The sequence below is a fragment of the Candidatus Accumulibacter similis genome, assembly GCA_013347225.1.
Classification (GTDB): Bacteria; Pseudomonadota; Gammaproteobacteria; order Burkholderiales; family Rhodocyclaceae; genus Accumulibacter; species Accumulibacter similis.
The window spans coordinates 1,078,199-1,092,590 of the sequence record CP054595.1 but is presented as its reverse complement, the minus strand read 5'-3'; the positions used below and the strand labels follow the sequence as shown (position 1 = coordinate 1,092,590).

15 protein-coding genes are annotated in these 14,392 nt (G+C 66.9%); 4 read left to right on the top strand and 11 right to left on the bottom strand.

The genetic code is table 11. From position 1 onward, the window contains the following. Positions 1-33 precede the first annotated feature (33 nt). The 3 genes from HT579_04985 to gstA all read left to right on the top strand — a co-directional run bounded on the left by HT579_04985 (position 34) and on the right by gstA (position 3,605). Positions 34-627 carry a phosphoheptose isomerase gene (locus tag HT579_04985; protein QKS28344.1) on the top strand — a complete coding sequence of 198 codons (594 nt, stop codon included), beginning with the start codon at positions 34-36 and terminating at the stop codon, positions 625-627. Then, positions 624-1,274, top strand: a complete 651-nt coding sequence (locus tag HT579_04980) for a BON domain-containing protein (GenBank protein QKS28343.1) — start codon at positions 624-626, stop codon at positions 1,272-1,274. Before HT579_04985 ends, HT579_04980 begins: the two co-directional genes overlap by 4 nt. A gap of 93 nt (positions 1,275-1,367) precedes the next feature. Next, complete coding sequence (gstA, locus tag HT579_04975; protein ID QKS28342.1) at positions 1,368-3,605, top strand: glutathione transferase GstA; 2,238 nt, start codon at positions 1,368-1,370, stop codon at positions 3,603-3,605. 146 nt (positions 3,606-3,751) lie between these two features. Here gstA and HT579_04970 read toward each other — a convergent pair whose 3' ends face one another. The 4 genes from HT579_04970 to HT579_04955 all read right to left on the bottom strand — a co-directional run bounded on the left by HT579_04970 (position 3,752) and on the right by HT579_04955 (position 6,875). Beyond that, a complete protein-coding gene (locus tag HT579_04970) occupies positions 3,752-4,102 on the bottom strand; it encodes a hypothetical protein (GenBank protein QKS28341.1) in 351 nt (116 codons plus the stop codon). 139 nt (positions 4,103-4,241) lie between these two features. Further along, the gene (locus tag HT579_04965) at positions 4,242-6,047 is read right to left on the bottom strand and encodes a cation acetate symporter (GenBank protein QKS28340.1); all 1,806 of its coding nucleotides are present in this window, start codon (positions 6,045-6,047) and stop codon (positions 4,242-4,244) included. Positions 6,048-6,057: 10 nt separating this feature from the next. Beyond that, the gene (locus tag HT579_04960; protein ID QKS28339.1) at positions 6,058-6,312 is read right to left on the bottom strand and encodes a DUF4212 domain-containing protein; all 255 of its coding nucleotides are present in this window, start codon (positions 6,310-6,312) and stop codon (positions 6,058-6,060) included. Between the two features lie 206 nt (positions 6,313-6,518). Next, positions 6,519-6,875 (bottom strand): dihydroneopterin aldolase, encoded by a 357-nt coding sequence (locus HT579_04955; protein ID QKS28338.1) that lies wholly within the window; start codon positions 6,873-6,875, stop codon positions 6,519-6,521. Between the two features lie 135 nt (positions 6,876-7,010). Between HT579_04955 and plsY the strand changes: the two genes are divergently transcribed. Then, positions 7,011-7,628 carry a glycerol-3-phosphate 1-O-acyltransferase PlsY gene (gene plsY, locus HT579_04950; GenBank protein QKS28337.1) on the top strand — a complete coding sequence of 206 codons (618 nt, stop codon included), beginning with the start codon at positions 7,011-7,013 and terminating at the stop codon, positions 7,626-7,628. Positions 7,629-7,756: 128 nt separating this feature from the next. Here the strand turns inward: plsY and tsaD are convergent, their stop codons facing one another. The 7 genes from tsaD to HT579_04915 all read right to left on the bottom strand — a co-directional run bounded on the left by tsaD (position 7,757) and on the right by HT579_04915 (position 14,376). Continuing rightward, positions 7,757-8,779, bottom strand: a complete 1,023-nt coding sequence (tsaD, locus tag HT579_04945) for a tRNA (adenosine(37)-N6)-threonylcarbamoyltransferase complex transferase subunit TsaD (GenBank protein ID QKS31508.1) — start codon at positions 8,777-8,779, stop codon at positions 7,757-7,759. A 138-nt stretch (positions 8,780-8,917) separates the two neighbouring features. Continuing rightward, positions 8,918-9,937 carry an NAD(P)-dependent alcohol dehydrogenase gene (locus HT579_04940; protein QKS28336.1) on the bottom strand — a complete coding sequence of 340 codons (1,020 nt, stop codon included), beginning with the start codon at positions 9,935-9,937 and terminating at the stop codon, positions 8,918-8,920. Positions 9,938-10,105: 168 nt separating this feature from the next. Further along, positions 10,106-11,053, bottom strand: coding sequence for a DMT family transporter (locus tag HT579_04935; protein QKS28335.1), 948 nt, complete (start codon positions 11,051-11,053; stop codon positions 10,106-10,108). 45 nt (positions 11,054-11,098) lie between these two features. Then, the gene (locus HT579_04930) at positions 11,099-11,551 is read right to left on the bottom strand and encodes an SCP2 sterol-binding domain-containing protein (protein QKS28334.1); all 453 of its coding nucleotides are present in this window, start codon (positions 11,549-11,551) and stop codon (positions 11,099-11,101) included. Then, positions 11,548-12,471 (bottom strand): U32 family peptidase, encoded by a 924-nt coding sequence (locus HT579_04925; GenBank protein QKS28333.1) that lies wholly within the window; start codon positions 12,469-12,471, stop codon positions 11,548-11,550. The genes HT579_04930 and HT579_04925 overlap by 4 nt, the downstream gene beginning before the upstream one ends. Before the next feature lie 14 nt (positions 12,472-12,485). Then, positions 12,486-13,499, bottom strand: a complete 1,014-nt coding sequence (locus HT579_04920; GenBank protein ID QKS28332.1) for a U32 family peptidase — start codon at positions 13,497-13,499, stop codon at positions 12,486-12,488. Between the two features lie 67 nt (positions 13,500-13,566). Next, the gene (locus HT579_04915; GenBank protein QKS31507.1) at positions 13,567-14,376 is read right to left on the bottom strand and encodes an ABC transporter substrate-binding protein; all 810 of its coding nucleotides are present in this window, start codon (positions 14,374-14,376) and stop codon (positions 13,567-13,569) included. Positions 14,377-14,392 lie beyond the last annotated feature (16 nt).

Genomic DNA, 14,392 nt, shown 5'->3' with positions numbered 1-14,392 from the left:
ATCGGCCCCTTTACGCGATGCGAAACGCCGCCGATGGATCTGAACCACCGTATCCGCCAGCAGTTCAGCGACAGCGCCCAGACCAAGCTCGACGCCAGCGAAGCGCTGGCGGAACCGGTCGCACGGGCGATCGAGACGATGGTCGGCTGCCTGCTGAACAACGGCAAGATCCTCGCCTGCGGCAACGGCGGCTCGGCTGCCGACGCTCAGCATCTGGCCGCCGAACTGGTGGGGCGCTTCGAAGTCGAGCGCCACGAACTGGCAGCGATCGCCCTGACGACCGACACCTCGATCCTCTCGGCGATCGCCAACGACTACGGTTTCCAGGCCGTCTTCGCGAAGCAGGTGCGCGCACTGGGCCAGCCCGGTGACGTTCTCGTCGCCATCTCGACCTCGGGCAACTCGGCCAACGTCATCGCGGCGATCGATGTCGCGCACGAGAACGAGTTGCGGGTCGTCGCGCTGACCGGCAAGGGCGGCGGTGCGATCGGCGAGATGCTGCACGAGGACGATGTGCACATCTGCGTTCCTGCCGAGCGCACGGCGCGGATCCAGGAAACGCACCTGCTGGTCATCCATTGTCTCTGCGACGGCATCGATTGCCTGCTGATGGGAGTTGAAGAATGAAACGACTGCTTGCCGCGGGGGCGCTCCTCGGCACTGCCCTGCTGCCCATCCTGCTGCAGGGGTGCGTGCCGATGGTCGCTGCCGGCGCCAGCGGTGGCGCGCTGGCAGCCTTTGATCGCCGCTCGCTCGGCACGCAGACCGACGACGAATCGATCGAGTGGAAGGCGAGTGCCCGCGTCGGCGAAAAGCCCTGGGAGAACGTCCACGCCAATTTCACCAGCTACAACCGGAAGGTGCTGATCACCGGCGAGGTTCCCTCGGAACAGGTGCGGATCGAGGTCGAGAGCATCGTCAGTGCCGTGCCGCAGGTGCAGGGGCTGTACAACGAGCTGACGGTCGGCCCGGTGACGTCGTTCTCCGCACGCAGCAACGACGCCTACATCACCACCCGCGTCAAGAGCCGCTTCGTCGACGCCGGCAAGTTCAACCCTGTCCATGTCAAGGTCGTCACCGAAGCCGCGGTGGTCTACCTGATGGGAATGGTGACACAGCGTGAAGCCGACGCCGCCATCCAGGTGGCGCGCACGACGAGCGAGGTGAAGAAGGTGGTGACGCTGTTCGAAATCATCTCCGACAGCAAGGCGAAGGAACTCGATCTGTCGCTGCCCAGGTCGAACCCGCCGGCGACCCCGCCGACCGGCGGCTGATTTCCGTCGCACGCGGCTGACGGCCGACGGCTGCCTGGCGTCGAGTCGGTCGCCGGCAGGCCGTGGGCAACACGCACACAAGGAGGACAGGCGATGAGCAAGCAGATAGTCGTTTGCCTGGACGGAAGCTGGAACGACCCCGTCGAGCGAACCAACGCATACCGGTTGTTCCAGATGCTGCCCGGCGAGGAGCGCCAGGTCGAGGAGAGTGGACCGATCCGGTCGCATCTCGTCAGGACCGGCGAGCAACTCGCCGCCTTCCATCTCGAGAGCGTCGGCAGCGGCGGGCGCTCCCAGGGCATCCTGCGTGGTACGCAGGGAATCGGCCTGCACGACAGCATGATCGACGCCTACCTGCTGATCTCGCAGGTGTATGAGCGCGGCGACAAGATCTGGCTCTTCGGCTTCTCGCGCGGTGCCTGGGCGGCCCGCAGTCTCGGCGAGTTCATCGCCTACACGGGTCTGCTCGCCGCCGGCGAGGCCGACGATGACGATGCCGCCGACGAGGCGGAGCGGATCTGGCTGATCTACAAGGACGACCGCGGCAAGAAGCGTGGCGCCCGCTTCTGGAAGCACAACGACGAAACACCGATCCGCATGATCGGCGTCTGGGACACCGTTGGCGAACTCGGCGTGCCGCTCTTCAACGGGCTGCGGCTGATTGACCGCGATGAGCTCCGCTTCCTGAAATTCCGCAACCGAGAGCTGAGTCCGCGCGTCGAATACGGTCGCCAGGCACTGGCCATCGATGAACAGCGCGCCGACTTCGTCCCGACGCTATGGGCCGAGCGCGAGGGGATCAGGCAGGTCTGGTTTGCCGGCTCGCATGCCGATGTCGGCGGTGGCTACGACAGCCATGGGCTGGCCGACATCGCCCTCGAATGGATGGTGCAGGAGGTCAACGAGCTCGACGCCGGCCTGCGGCTCCTGCCCGGCCAACTGCTGCCGGCGCTGGCGCCCGACTGCCTGCAGGATCGGCACGACGAGACCCGCGGCCCGGTCTGGCGGACACGGCCGACGAGGGAGCGCAGGATTCCGGACGACGCCGAGATCCATCCGAGCGTGCTGCAGCGGCTGCAGGGACGACTTGACTATCGACCGAAGGCCCTCGAGGACATCCCGATCTGCGCCCCCTTCTATCGTGGTGAAGAGCCTGTGCCGGAGGAGCAACTGCAGGCCGAACGTGAAGCCCCACCGTTCCGCAAGCTGCCGATAGATGGATCGACACGCTTCCCGGTCTATGCCCACAAATGGTGGAACGCTTCCGGCGTCGAGGTCGACGTCGGCGAGCGCTACCGCATCGAGGCCAGCGGCGCCTGGCTGGACAAGGATGTGTCGGCGGACGCCGACGGCTATGAGTCGAAAGCGTGGTTCCGGCAACTCGCTGAAGGCAGCCGCCGAATGGAACGGCGGCCGTGGTTCTCACTCGTTGCCGCCATCCATCCGCGGCCCGACCTCGAAGCCAGCAATGCCGATACGGAGAACATGCTGACCGGGTTGATCGAGAGCGCCGTCGGTGGCGTCGCCCGCGTCGACGACGAAAGCAGCCTGATCGCCACGCCGAATGGCTGCGAGATCGAGATCAGCGAGCCCGGTTTCCTCTACTTCTTCGCCAACGACTCGGCCTTTGCCTATGGCAACAACAGCGGCTTCCTCAGCGTCGAACTCAGCCGCCTTCCCGGCATCGAGGAGACGGAAGAATCGACGCCGCGCGTGCCGGGCAGCCTCGAGATGAAGCTCTACTTCGCTCCCGGCACCTCATCGCTGGCGCCGCACATCGCGCTGCGCGAGGCTGGACTCGATTTCGATCTCGTCCGCGTCGATCTCCGCCGGCACCAGCTTGCCGACGGCAGCGACTTCACGGCGATCAACGCCAAAGGCTGCGTTCCGGTGCTCGAACTCGACGATGGCGAGCGGCTGACCGAGACCGCCGCGATCCTGCAGTACATCGCCGACCGCGTCCCGGAGAGCGGCATCGCCCCACGCGCCCACACGCTCGCACACTACCGCCTGCAGGAATGGCTGGCGTTCATCGCATCCGAACTGCACAAGAGCTTTGTGCCGCTGTTCAGATCCGACACGCCCGAGGACTACCGGCGCCACCTGCAGGAAGGCATCGCCAGCCGGCTGGGCTACGTCGCCGCCCGCCTCGAAGGCAGGAAATACCTGCTCGGCGAGCACTTCACGGTCGCCGACACCTACCTGTTTGCCGTACTCGCCTGGAGCAGCGAGGTCGCCATCGACATCGGCCGCTGGCCGCCGCTGGCGGCCTTCCAGCAGCGCGTCGGTCGCCGGGCGAGCGTTCTCGAGGCGATCGCGGCGGAAGACTGACACGCGGCGGCTCACTGCCGGCGGTGGCTGGCTGGCCGATCGCCGCGCCAGCGCACCCACTGCGGCCTGCCACGGACTCGCTCCGTCGCGCTGGCGAGCGAAGCCCGGCAGCGACCCCGTTGGACGGCCTACCCCCCTCGGACGGCCTACCCCTTGTCCGCGTTGCCCCAGTTGGCGCGCGCCTGCCGGCTGACGATGAAGTCGCCGAAGAACTTCAGCCAGATCGTCGAGCCGGCGATCGCCGTCCACGTCTCATAGGGAATGCCGCTGATCACCACCAGCAGGATGACGCTCACCGCTACGCCGCCGGCGACGAGGTTGATCGCTGCGGTGTAGGGTGCGTAGCGCTCCGCGTTCGGTGGCGGTTCGCCACGCTTCAGCGCCACTTCCGAGTAGTCACGCCGAAAGAGGATTCGCCATGCCCGCCGCAGCCAGAAGAACGCCAGCGGAAAGAGGCCGAGAAACATGATCCAGGTCAGGGCGAGGCTGAGATCCATCGCTCACTCCGGTCGTTCGGCTGCTGCTGCCCAATCGACAATACCAAACAATGAAAAACCCCGCCGGTTGTGCCGGCGGGGACGGCCTGCCGCTGTCGCCGGCGTGCCGGCGGCAGCGGTGACGACGACTCAGCGAGGCTCAGTGCGCGCCATCGACTGCCTTGGCACCACGCGGCACACGGACACTCTCGACCAGATGCTGGATGTGCTCCGGCGGCTCCTTCGTCACCTTGTCGACCAGGAAGGCGACGATGAAGTTGACCAGCGCGCCGACCGCACCGAAGGCCTCCGGGGTGATGCCGAAGAAGCTGTTGGCCCCACCGATCAGGTCGAGGTACTCGGTCCCCTTGATGAAGAAGATTCCCTTGTGCGCGAAGACGTAGAACAAGGTGATGAACAGGCCCGCAAGCATGCCGCACATCGCGCCTTCCTTGTTCATCTTCTTCGAGAAGATGCCCATCATGATCGCCGGGAAGAGCGAACTCGCGGCGATACCGAAGGCCAGCGCCACCGTTCCGGCAGCAAAGCCGGGCGGATTGAGTCCAAGCCAGCCGGCGATGACGATCGCCACCGCCATCGAGATCTTGCCGGCGAGCAGTTCGCCTTTCTCGCTGATGTTCGGCGCGAAGACGCCTTTCACGAGATCATGCGAGATCGCCGCCGAAATCGCCATCAGCAGGCCGGCAGCCGTCGACAGCGCCGCGGCCAGACCGCCGGCCGCGACCAGCGCGATCACCCAGTTCGGCAGCAGCGCGATTTCCGGGTTGGCCAGGACGATGATGTCGGCGTTGACCGTCAGCTCGTTGCCCTTCCAGCCGGCAGCCTCGGCCTTGGCCTTGGCCTCTGGGTTCTTGGTCTTGTCGTCGTAATACTGGATGCGACCGTCGCCATTCTTGTCCTGCCACTTCAGCAGGCCAGTCTTCTCCCAGCGCTTCATCCAGTCCGGACGATCCTCGGCCTTGAGGTTCGATTCCGGCAGGTAGAGGTCGGCGTTGGTCTTGATCCCCGGCGTCACCGTCGCGTTGAGGTTGTAGCGTGCCATCGCCGCCACGGCAGGCGCCGTGGTGTACAGCAGCGCGATGAAGACCAGCGCCCAACCGGCGGAAAGGCGCGCAGCATGGACCGTCGGCACGGTGAAGAAGCGCATGATGACGTGCGGCAGGCCGGCGGTACCGATCATCAGCGACACCGTATACACGAACATGTTCAGCGTGCTGCCGGCGGTCGTCGTCGTGTACTTGCCGAAGCCGAGTTCGGTGACCACCTGGTCGAGACGCACGAGCAGCGAGACGTCGGTGCCGCTCATCGTCGAACCGAGACCGAGTTGTGGAATCGGCATGCCGGTGAGCTGCACCGAGATGAACACCGCCGGGATGATGTAGGCGAAGATCAGCACGATGTACTGCGCGACCTGCGTGTAGGTGATCCCCTTCATGCCACCGAATACGGCGTAGACGAAGACGATCGCCTGTCCGACGTAGATGCCGGTGTCGCTCGAGACGCCGAGGAAACGCGAAAAGGCGACGCCGACACCGGTCATCTGGCCGATGATGTAGGTCAGCGACGCGGTCAGCAGGCAGACAACCGCCACCGTCGCCGCCGATTTCGAATAGAAGCGGTCGCCGATGAACTGCGGCACGGTGAACTTGCCGAACTTGCGCAGGTAGGGCGCCAGCAGGACAGCCAGCAGGACGTAGCCACCGGTCCAGCCCATCAGGAAGAGGCCGCCGCCATAACCCATGTTCGAGATGAGGCCGGCCATCGAGATGAACGAAGCCGCCGACATCCAGTCGGCGGCCGTCGCCATGCCGTTCATCACCGGCGGCACGCCGCCGCCGGCGACGTAGAACTCACTGGTGCTGCCGGCGCGTGCCCACAGGGCGATGCCGATGTAGAGCGCGAAGGTCACGCCGACAACGAGCCAGATGGTGGTTTGCAGATCCATGACTCGCCTCCTATTGTTCGTGAACGTCGAAACGACGGTCGATGCTGTCCATCAGCTTCGCGTAGATGAAGATCAACGCGATGAAGATGTACATCGAACCCTGCTGGGCGAACCAGAAGCCCATCGGATAGCCGCCCAGCTTGATACTGTCCAGTTGCGGCGCGAGCAGGATTCCTGCGACGAACGATACCAGGAACCAGACGATAAGGATGCCCCAGATCAGCTTGAGCGTCGCCGACCAGTAGGCCTTGCCTCGGTCTTCCATGAGTTGTCTCCTCCAATATTGTGGGATTGCAAGAAGCACTGCCGTAAGCAGGGCCTTCCGGGGACATTTCTACGCGACAAGGCTTACGCCAAGCTGACAGACAGGAAAACAATCAATAATGTCGAGCGCATTGCTCAGGCAATGTACGAGCCAGCGGCAGACAGCAATGAAATAGGGCCGCCGGCCGGCCCGCAGCGGGCTCCAAGTCAGGCGGCAGCGCCGCGCTCGATGACCACGCCGACCCGCGCAACGCCGCGCATCATGCCCAGTTTGGCGATCGAGACGCGCACCCAGGTGGCGCCGAAGTCCTCGAGCAGCAGCGTCGCCACATACTCGGCGAGCCGCTCGAGCAGGTTGAAATGGCGGGCTGCGAGTTCGCCGCGCAGGCGGTCGACGACGCGCGCATAGTCGATCGTGTCGCCGATGTCGTCGCTGGCGCCGGCGCTGGCCGTGGAGGTGCCGATCTGCAGCGAGATCTCGACCGTCTGTGGCATGGCTCGCTCGCGCGGGTAGATGCCGATCAGCGTCGTCGCGCGCAGTTCGTTGATGAAGATGATGTCCATGCGGCCAAGGCTCGGGTGGGTGTGCCGGCGGCGTGGTGTATGATGACGCCGCGCTGCCGGAAAGGTGGCGACAGAGCGCGCATTCTATAGCCTTCCGCGCAGGCCGTACGCCGGAACCCCGGGATCACCCAGCCGATGTCATCGATACTGCTCACCCTGCTCGCCGTCCTCGCCGCCTATCTGCTCGGGTCGGTGCCTTTCGCGCTCATCGCCAGCCACGTCTTCGGCCTCGCCGACCCGCGCAGCTACGGATCGAAGAACCCCGGCGCGACCAACGTCCTGCGCAGTGGCCACAAGGGCGCCGCCCTGCTGACGCTGATCGGTGACGCGACGAAGGGCTGGCTGGCGGTCTTTCTCGCCGCCCACTACGCACCGCCGTACGGTCTGGGACCGCTGACGGTCGGCCTCGTTGCGCTGGCCGTCTTCTTCGGCCACCTCTACCCGGTCTTCCTCGCCTTCAAGGGCGGCAAGGGTGTCGCCACCGCCGCCGGCGTCCTGCTGGCGATCAACCCATGGCTCGGCCTGGCAACGCTCGCCACCTGGCTGTTCGTCGCCCTCACCATGCGCTATTCGTCGCTGGCGGCACTCGTCGCAGCCGCCGCGGCGCCGCTCTACGCCATCCTGCTCTGGGGTAACGACGGCATGGTGCTGGTGATCGGCATCATCGCCATGGCGTTGATCGGCAAGCACTGGCAGAACCTGCAACGACTGCTGGCCGGCAGCGAACCGCGGATTGGCAGCAAGCGCAAGTAGTCCGTTGCGTCGGGCCGGAGACGCACAATCGCCCCTTGCCGGGGGGAACCACGAGAGCGAATGGGGCCAGATCCTGGCTTTCGCCGAGTCGGCAGCCCTTCGATCCACGGCAGCGGTCCACAGCCGCACTAGCCCGCGCCGGTCAGCGGCCAGCGCGGGCGCACCGCGAACGCGCCGGGTGCCTTGCCGACAAGCCCCGCCTGCAGCCGCAGCGCGCCAGCCAGCGCAATCATCGCGCCGTTGTCGGTACAGAACTCAAACTCCGGATAGAAGACGTCGATGCGCGACCGCGCCGCGCGCACATCGAGCTGCCGGCGCAATTCGCGGTTGGCTCCGACACCGCCGGCAACGACCAGTTGCCGCAGGCCGCTTGCGCGGACTGCGCGCAGTGCCTTGCTCACCAGCACCTCGACGATCGCTTCCTGAAATCCGCAGGCGATGTCCGCCCGCTGCTCGTCGTCGAGCGGGCCCAACTCGCGCACGCGGGTCAAGACGGCGGTTTTCAGGCCGCTGAAGCTGAAATCGAGATCACCGGAGCGCAGCATCGGCCGCGGCAGCTTCACCCGTCCTGGCCGGCCGCTGTCGGCGAGTGCCGCCAGCGCCGGGCCGCCCGGGTAGTCAAGGCCCAGCAGTTTGGCTGTCTTGTCGAAGGCTTCGCCGGCCGCGTCATCGAGCGTCTCGCCCAGCAACTCGTACTCGCCGACGCCGCTGACGCGCATCAGCTGGCTGTGCCCGCCCGATACGAGGAGTGCGACGAAGGGAAAACGCGGCGGCCGCGCCGACAGAAGCGGCGACAGCAGGTGGCCCTCGAGGTGGTGTACCGGCAGCGTTGGCACGGCCAGGGCCGTCGCCAGGGCCTCGGCAAAGGCGGCGCCGACGAGCAGGGCACCGGCGAGGCCGGGCCCCTGCGTGTAGGCAATGGCATCGACCCGCGCCAACGAACAGCCGCTGGCGGCAAGAACCTGCCGCAGCAGCGGTACGAGGCGGCCGATGTGATCACGTGACGCGAGCTCGGGAACCACTCCACCGTATTCGGCATGCATGCGGACCTGGGAATGCAGGGCGTGCGCCAGCAAGCCGCCGTCGCCAACGCTGCCATACAGCGCCACGCCCGTTTCGTCGCAGGAGGATTCGATTCCGAGAACCAGCATCGACGGCATTCTAGCACCCTGCCCGACGCCCGCCGCCGGCCTCGCCAACCGCAGGCGGGGAAGGAAGGGCAACGCACTGGGAGTGGCGCGGCGGCGCTGGCTGGTCAACGGGGTCCCGAGACCGCCGCATGCCGGCCGCTAGTCGGGGTGGCGAATGCAGATCTTGCCGAACTGCGCGCCACTCCTGAGATAGGCCAATGCCTCCCCGAGCGCCGTGAACTCGAAGACCCGGTCCACCGTGATCGCCGGCCGGTGTTGCTCGAGCGCCCGCAGCATGGCCTCGAAGCCGTCGCGATGGCCGACCGTGATCCCCTGCAGCCGCACCTGCCGCGTGACGATCAGGCCCAGGGGTATCGCCGGCGACGAACCCGACAGGACGCCGATGATCGACAGCGTTCCCCCGGCACGAATGCAGCGCAACGACTGCGGCAGCGTCTTCTCGCCGCCCAACTCGACGATGTGATCGAAACCACGCCCGCCGGTGATCTCGCGTGCGGCCTTCGACCACTCGGGTGTCCGCGTGTAGTTGATCGTCGCGTCGGCGCCGAGCGCCCGCAGGCGCTCGATCCTTTCGTCACTCGAGGAAATGACGGTGACGTGGGCACCAGCGATCCTGGCAAAGGCAAGGGCAAACAGTGCCACGCCACCCGAGCCCTGGATCAGCACCCGCTCGCCGGGGCCGACCCGGCCATGCGTGACGAGCGCGCTCCAGGCAGTCAACGCCGCGCATGGCAGCGTCGCCGCCTCGAGGTCACCGAGACAGCCCGGGACCTTCACCACGCCCTGCTCGGAGAGGCACATGAACTCGGCCATCACGCCATCGAGCGGACCGCCGAGCGACCCCGTCATGCGACGCAGGTCCGGGTCACCGCTGATCCAGCCCTGGAAGAAGCACGGGCAGACCCGGTCACCCGGTGCAACACGGCTGACGCCGGGACCGACCTCGACCACCTCGCCGACGCCGTCCGACACGGGAATCAGCGGCAACGTCCCGGTGAAGCTGCCATAGCCGCGCTCCGGAACGACCAGGTCACGATGGTTGAGCGAAGCGGCGCGCATGCGCAGCAGCACCTGCCCCGGCCCGGGTTGCGGTCGCCCTCTCTCGGCCAGGCGCAGATTGCCCAGCCCCCAGTCGTCCTGAATCTGAAAGACTCGCATCGCTCACCCCCGCTGATCGGCGCCCTTGGCGCCCCCGTGACGCTTGTGCGCCACTGGCGGGCGCGACCAGGCAATGATCGCACAAGCGCGACCACGCGCGACGCCACAGTACGATCGATCGCGCCGGCGGACGATACGGACGGCCGCCGTCGGCGACCGACGGACCGCTCAGCCGGCGCGGAAGGCGCGCACGCCGAGAACGACGCCGGCCAGCAGCAGGCCGATGCCGAGCAGCGCCGAGCCGCCGGGCAGCGCGCCGCGCCAGATGAAGGCGTAGGCAAAGGCGGCGAGGGTCTCGAAGACGATCAACTGGCCGCTGAGAGCCGTCGGCAGCAACTGGCTGGCACGATTCCAGAGCAGGGTGCCGAGCCATGAGGCACAGAAACCGAGCGTCAGCATCAGCCCTACGTAGCGCACTGGCTGCGGTCCCAGCGGGTAGTCGAAGCTGCCGTCCGACCAGAACCCGGCAGCGGCCATGCCGATCGCTGCCAGTGGCAGCGTCGCCAGCCCCTGCGCCAGCGCCCAGGTTCCGGAACCGATCTGCGGCCGCTGCCGCAGCCAGCGTGAGTTGCGCACCGGATACCAGGTCCAGGTGGCGACCGCCGCCAGCGCCAGCAGCGCTCCGCGCAGGTAGTCGTCGGCGCTGCGCTGCCCGCCGAGCAAAGCCATCTCATGGCGGTTCACGAGGGCGATGCCGATCGCGATCACCGTCAGGGACGGCAGCAGACGACGCCATGGCAACGCTTCGCTGCCGAAATTGGCGACGATGGCGATGACGATCGGCAGGGTCCCGATGAGCATCGTCGGCAACGGCGCGTCGGCGAGCTGGATTGCCGCCGCCAGGAAAAGGTAGTAGAGGATGTTGCCGACCAGCGCCAGCTCGAAAGCCACGCGCCAATCCTGGCGCTGCAGCCGCAGCAGACGCCTGCGGCCGCTCCAGGCGAGCAGCAGCGCGATCAGCCCGAAACCGAGGTAGCGGCCGAAGGACAGTATCGCCGGCGGATACTCGGGCAGCAGCAGCGGAACGACGAAAACCAGTCCCCAAAGCATGCCGGCACCGAGAGCGCAGGCGACACCGGCGATCAGTGGCGCGCTAGCCGGTGACGCTGACGACATGCTTCGCCGCGACGCCGGCGCCAGTCGTCCGGGCGACCCGCGGGCTCAACGCTGGAAGAGCGACAGTCGCGGCAAGGGCGGCCACTCGATGGCGTCGAGCATGTTCTTGACCAGCAGCCCCAGCTCGGTGTCGCCGACGATCGACAGTTCGCGCTTGAAGAAGAGGGTATCCGGGTCTTCCTGCCGTGCCAGCAGCTGCAGGAAAGCCGACAGGTTGGCCTGGAAACACAGATCAGGCGCCTGCGGGGCGGTCAGCAGTGGGCGGAAGAGCCCGTCGCGATAGATGAACGAAGCGACGCCGCCGGTATCGAGCACGTCGACGACGAAACTGCGGTCCGCGAGCTGCGCCAGGCTGTCGGCCGGCAGCAGGCCGACCCTGGCGGCGACGTTGAGCGCCGTCGCCAAAGCCAGCGAGTGCGGCCACTGCGGCAGATGGGCACCGATCGTCGAGAGGACGCCCGGCAACTTGAAGCTCGGAATCGTGAAACCCTGACTCATGAATGAATTCCTTCCCGATTGACAGGCGCGGCAGCCTGGTGGCTGGCAATCCCGGCAGCGCCGAACCAGTAGCCGTCCACCAACCCGTCGCTGGCCCAGCCCGCGGTATCCGGAGCCAGCGCTTCGCCACGCCGAGCAGCGTCGAAGGCGGCGACGACCGCCGCCATCGCCTGCCGCTGCGGACTGATGCGGATCACCTCGACGCCCATCGCCAGCAGATCGGGAACCTGCGGCAGCAGGCTATAGGTCTGCGCCGACATCGTCTGGATGCCGTTGATGGTCAGGAACGGCTGCCCCTCGCGGGTGCGCAGGGTCATCCCCTGCGGGTGGTCGAGACAGCGGAACTGGCAGTCGTCCTTGCCGAGATTGTAATGGCGGGCGGTGAAGCAACGGGCGGAGAAGGCCAGTGGCAGCTTGCCGAAAACGAAGACCTCGGTCTCGACGCCGGCTGGACGCGCGCCGTGCAGCGTCCCGATCAGCCGCCGGTCGGCCTCGAGTGGCGGCAGCCAGCGCCGCATGCCGCGGCGGGCGAACGACGAGAGCGTGACCTCGTTGTAGATGTTGAGATGGGGCCCGGCAACGAACGGCCGACCGGCGGCAATGCCGACCGCGCCGAGATCGTTGGCCTCGAGCAGGCAGCCGGGGATCTCGCACAGCGCATCGGCCAGGCGTCGCAGCGCCTTCAGGTCACTCTCCGATTCGAGCAGCGCCTGCGCGGCAATGACGACCTCCTTGCCGGCCGCGGCGAGATCGCGCGCCAGGCCCAGCCAGTCGGCGGTGCGAATCTGCTGCCGGCGCGAGCAGACGACTTCGCCGAGGCAGACGATGTCGATCGCCGGGTTCTGCGCCATTTCGGCGTAGAACTCGTAGACCTCGTGCTTCGGCCAGAAGTAGAGCAACGGTCCAAGCGAGAGCTTCATCGTTCGTCGCCCAGCTAGCGCCACGGCCGGCTGTAGGCACCGAGCGTCACCTGGCTGCCTTCGGCCAGTCGGGCGAGTTCGGCCTGCCACGCCGGGCGGACGCTGAAGCCCTGCTCGGCGCTCGCGAGCCCGTCGAGCGCCGCACGCAGCGTGCGCGTCACCTGCGCGACGTAGGTCGGGCTGCGCTGGCGGCCTTCGACCTTGATCGCGGCGACACCGATGCGGGCGATCTCGGGCAGGATTTCGAGCACGTTGAGACTCGTCGGTTCTTCGAGCGCGTAATAGGTTTCCCCCTGCACTTCGAAACGCCCCTTGCACAGCGTCGGGTAGCCGGCCGGTTCGGCATCGGCGAAGCAGTCGATCAGAATGCCGTTCAGCCGCGTTGCCATGCCGTCCGGCGATCTCTGCCACTGCACGAACTTCGCCGGCGAGCAGGCGCCGACGGTGTTCGGCGACTCACCGGTGGCGTACGAGGAGAGCCAGCAACGCCCCTCGTTCATCACGCACAGACTGCCGAAGCCGAAGACCTCGATCTCGACCGTAGTGTTGCGGATCACCGTCTCGACCTGTGCCAGGGTCAGGACGCGCGGCAGGACGGCGCGCTTCACGCCGAACTCGCGCTGCGCGAAGTTGATCGCCTCGTAGTTCGTTGCCGAGCCCTGCACCGAAAGGTGGAGACGCAGCTCCGGATGGCGGCGACTGCTGTCGTCGAGGAGGCCGACATCGGCAAGGATGACGGCGTCGACGCCAAGATCTGCCGCCCCGTCGACCGCTCGCTGCCAGTCGGCGAAGCGCCCCGGCTGGGCAAAGGTGTTGATCGCCATCAGGACCTGACAGTGGCGTGCCTGGGCGTAGCGGATCCCTTCGACCATTGCCTTGTGGTCGAAATTGAGTCCGGCGAAATTGCGCGCGTTGGTATCGTTGCGATAACCGAGATAGACGGCGTCTGCCCCGTGGTCTACCGCGGCCTTGAGCGCCGGCAGGCTGCCCGCCGGGCAAATGAGCTGGGGTATCTTGCGAGCTGCCATGGCGAAAGACCCTGTTGCACGAAGCACGCCAGTATAGTGACCCCGCCTGACCGGAGCTTGATGCTCGTCAAGTTCCAGCCGATTGACAGAGGCGAAGCCGCAGCCGGCGCAGATAGGCGAGGCCCATGACCGCCCTGCTGCCGTACCAGGAGACCATCTCGCCGTCGATCAGCTGCCAGCAGCGGTTGGCCATCTCGCCTTGCAGTCGCCGCCGGTCACGCTCGCGAAACGGGTAGGGTTCGCTGGCGAGGAAGACGATCTCGGCGTCGCGGATCGCCTCCGCCAGCTCGATCTGCGGGTAGCGCTGCGCACTGACGGACGGCAGCGTGTCCCAACCGGCTGCCGCCAGCATGCGCGAGATGTAGGTGTCGCGGGCAACGCTGAACCACGGCTCGCGCCAGATCAGGTACAGCACCTGCTGCCGCGGCAGCGCGGCGGCGACTTCGGCAAGCGCCCCCCATTCGCGCTCGAAGGCGGCGGACAGCTCTGCTGCCTCCGCCTCGCGATTGAAGATGCCCCCGAGCAGGCGGTAGAGATCGAGGTTGTCGCGCGCCGCCAGCGGATGGGTGACGATCAGGTGCGGTACGAAGTCAGCCAGCGCAGCGACTTCGTCGCGCCGGTTCTCGTCGATATTGACCAGCACGTGTGTCGGCTGCAGCGCACGCAGTCGCTCGCGGTCGAAGCCCTTGGTCCCACCGAGCTTCGGAATGCGGCGAACGGCCTCGCGCGGGTGGACGCAGAAACCCGTGCGACCTACCAGGTGCTCGGCGAGCCCGAGGGCGATCAGCAGCTCGGTCAGACTCGGCACCAGCGAGACGATCCGAGGCAACCCCGGATGGCGAGCGTGGAGCTTGCCGAGCGCGTCAGACCACTGCATCATGCACCATCTTCGG

Bases quoted from the DNA above. Each gene is read 5' to 3' on its own strand.
- tsaD (QKS31508.1), bottom strand. From the start codon at position 8,779: ATGCTGGTTCTCGGAATCGAATCCTCCTGCGACGAAACGGGCGTGGCG.
- HT579_04925 (QKS28333.1), bottom strand. From the start codon at position 12,471: ATGAAGCTCTCGCTTGGACCGTTGCTCTACTTCTGGCCGAAGCACGAG.
- HT579_04965 (QKS28340.1), bottom strand. From the start codon at position 6,047: ATGGATCTGCAAACCACCATCTGGCTCGTTGTCGGCGTGACCTTCGCG.
- HT579_04915 (QKS31507.1), bottom strand. From the start codon at position 14,376: ATGCAGTGGTCTGACGCGCTCGGCAAGCTCCACGCTCGCCATCCGGGG.
- HT579_04980 (QKS28343.1), top strand. From the start codon at position 624: ATGAAACGACTGCTTGCCGCGGGGGCGCTCCTCGGCACTGCCCTGCTG.
- plsY (QKS28337.1), top strand. From the start codon at position 7,011: ATGTCATCGATACTGCTCACCCTGCTCGCCGTCCTCGCCGCCTATCTG.
- HT579_04960 (QKS28339.1), bottom strand. From the start codon at position 6,312: ATGGAAGACCGAGGCAAGGCCTACTGGTCGGCGACGCTCAAGCTGATC.
- HT579_04930 (QKS28334.1), bottom strand. From the start codon at position 11,551: ATGAGTCAGGGTTTCACGATTCCGAGCTTCAAGTTGCCGGGCGTCCTC.
- HT579_04920 (QKS28332.1), bottom strand. From the start codon at position 13,499: ATGGCAGCTCGCAAGATACCCCAGCTCATTTGCCCGGCGGGCAGCCTG.
- HT579_04955 (QKS28338.1), bottom strand. From the start codon at position 6,875: ATGGACATCATCTTCATCAACGAACTGCGCGCGACGACGCTGATCGGC.
- HT579_04935 (QKS28335.1), bottom strand. From the start codon at position 11,053: ATGTCGTCAGCGTCACCGGCTAGCGCGCCACTGATCGCCGGTGTCGCC.
- HT579_04970 (QKS28341.1), bottom strand. From the start codon at position 4,102: ATGGATCTCAGCCTCGCCCTGACCTGGATCATGTTTCTCGGCCTCTTT.
- HT579_04940 (QKS28336.1), bottom strand. From the start codon at position 9,937: ATGCGAGTCTTTCAGATTCAGGACGACTGGGGGCTGGGCAATCTGCGC.
- HT579_04985 (QKS28344.1), top strand. From the start codon at position 34: ATGGATCTGAACCACCGTATCCGCCAGCAGTTCAGCGACAGCGCCCAG.
- gstA (QKS28342.1), top strand. From the start codon at position 1,368: ATGAGCAAGCAGATAGTCGTTTGCCTGGACGGAAGCTGGAACGACCCC.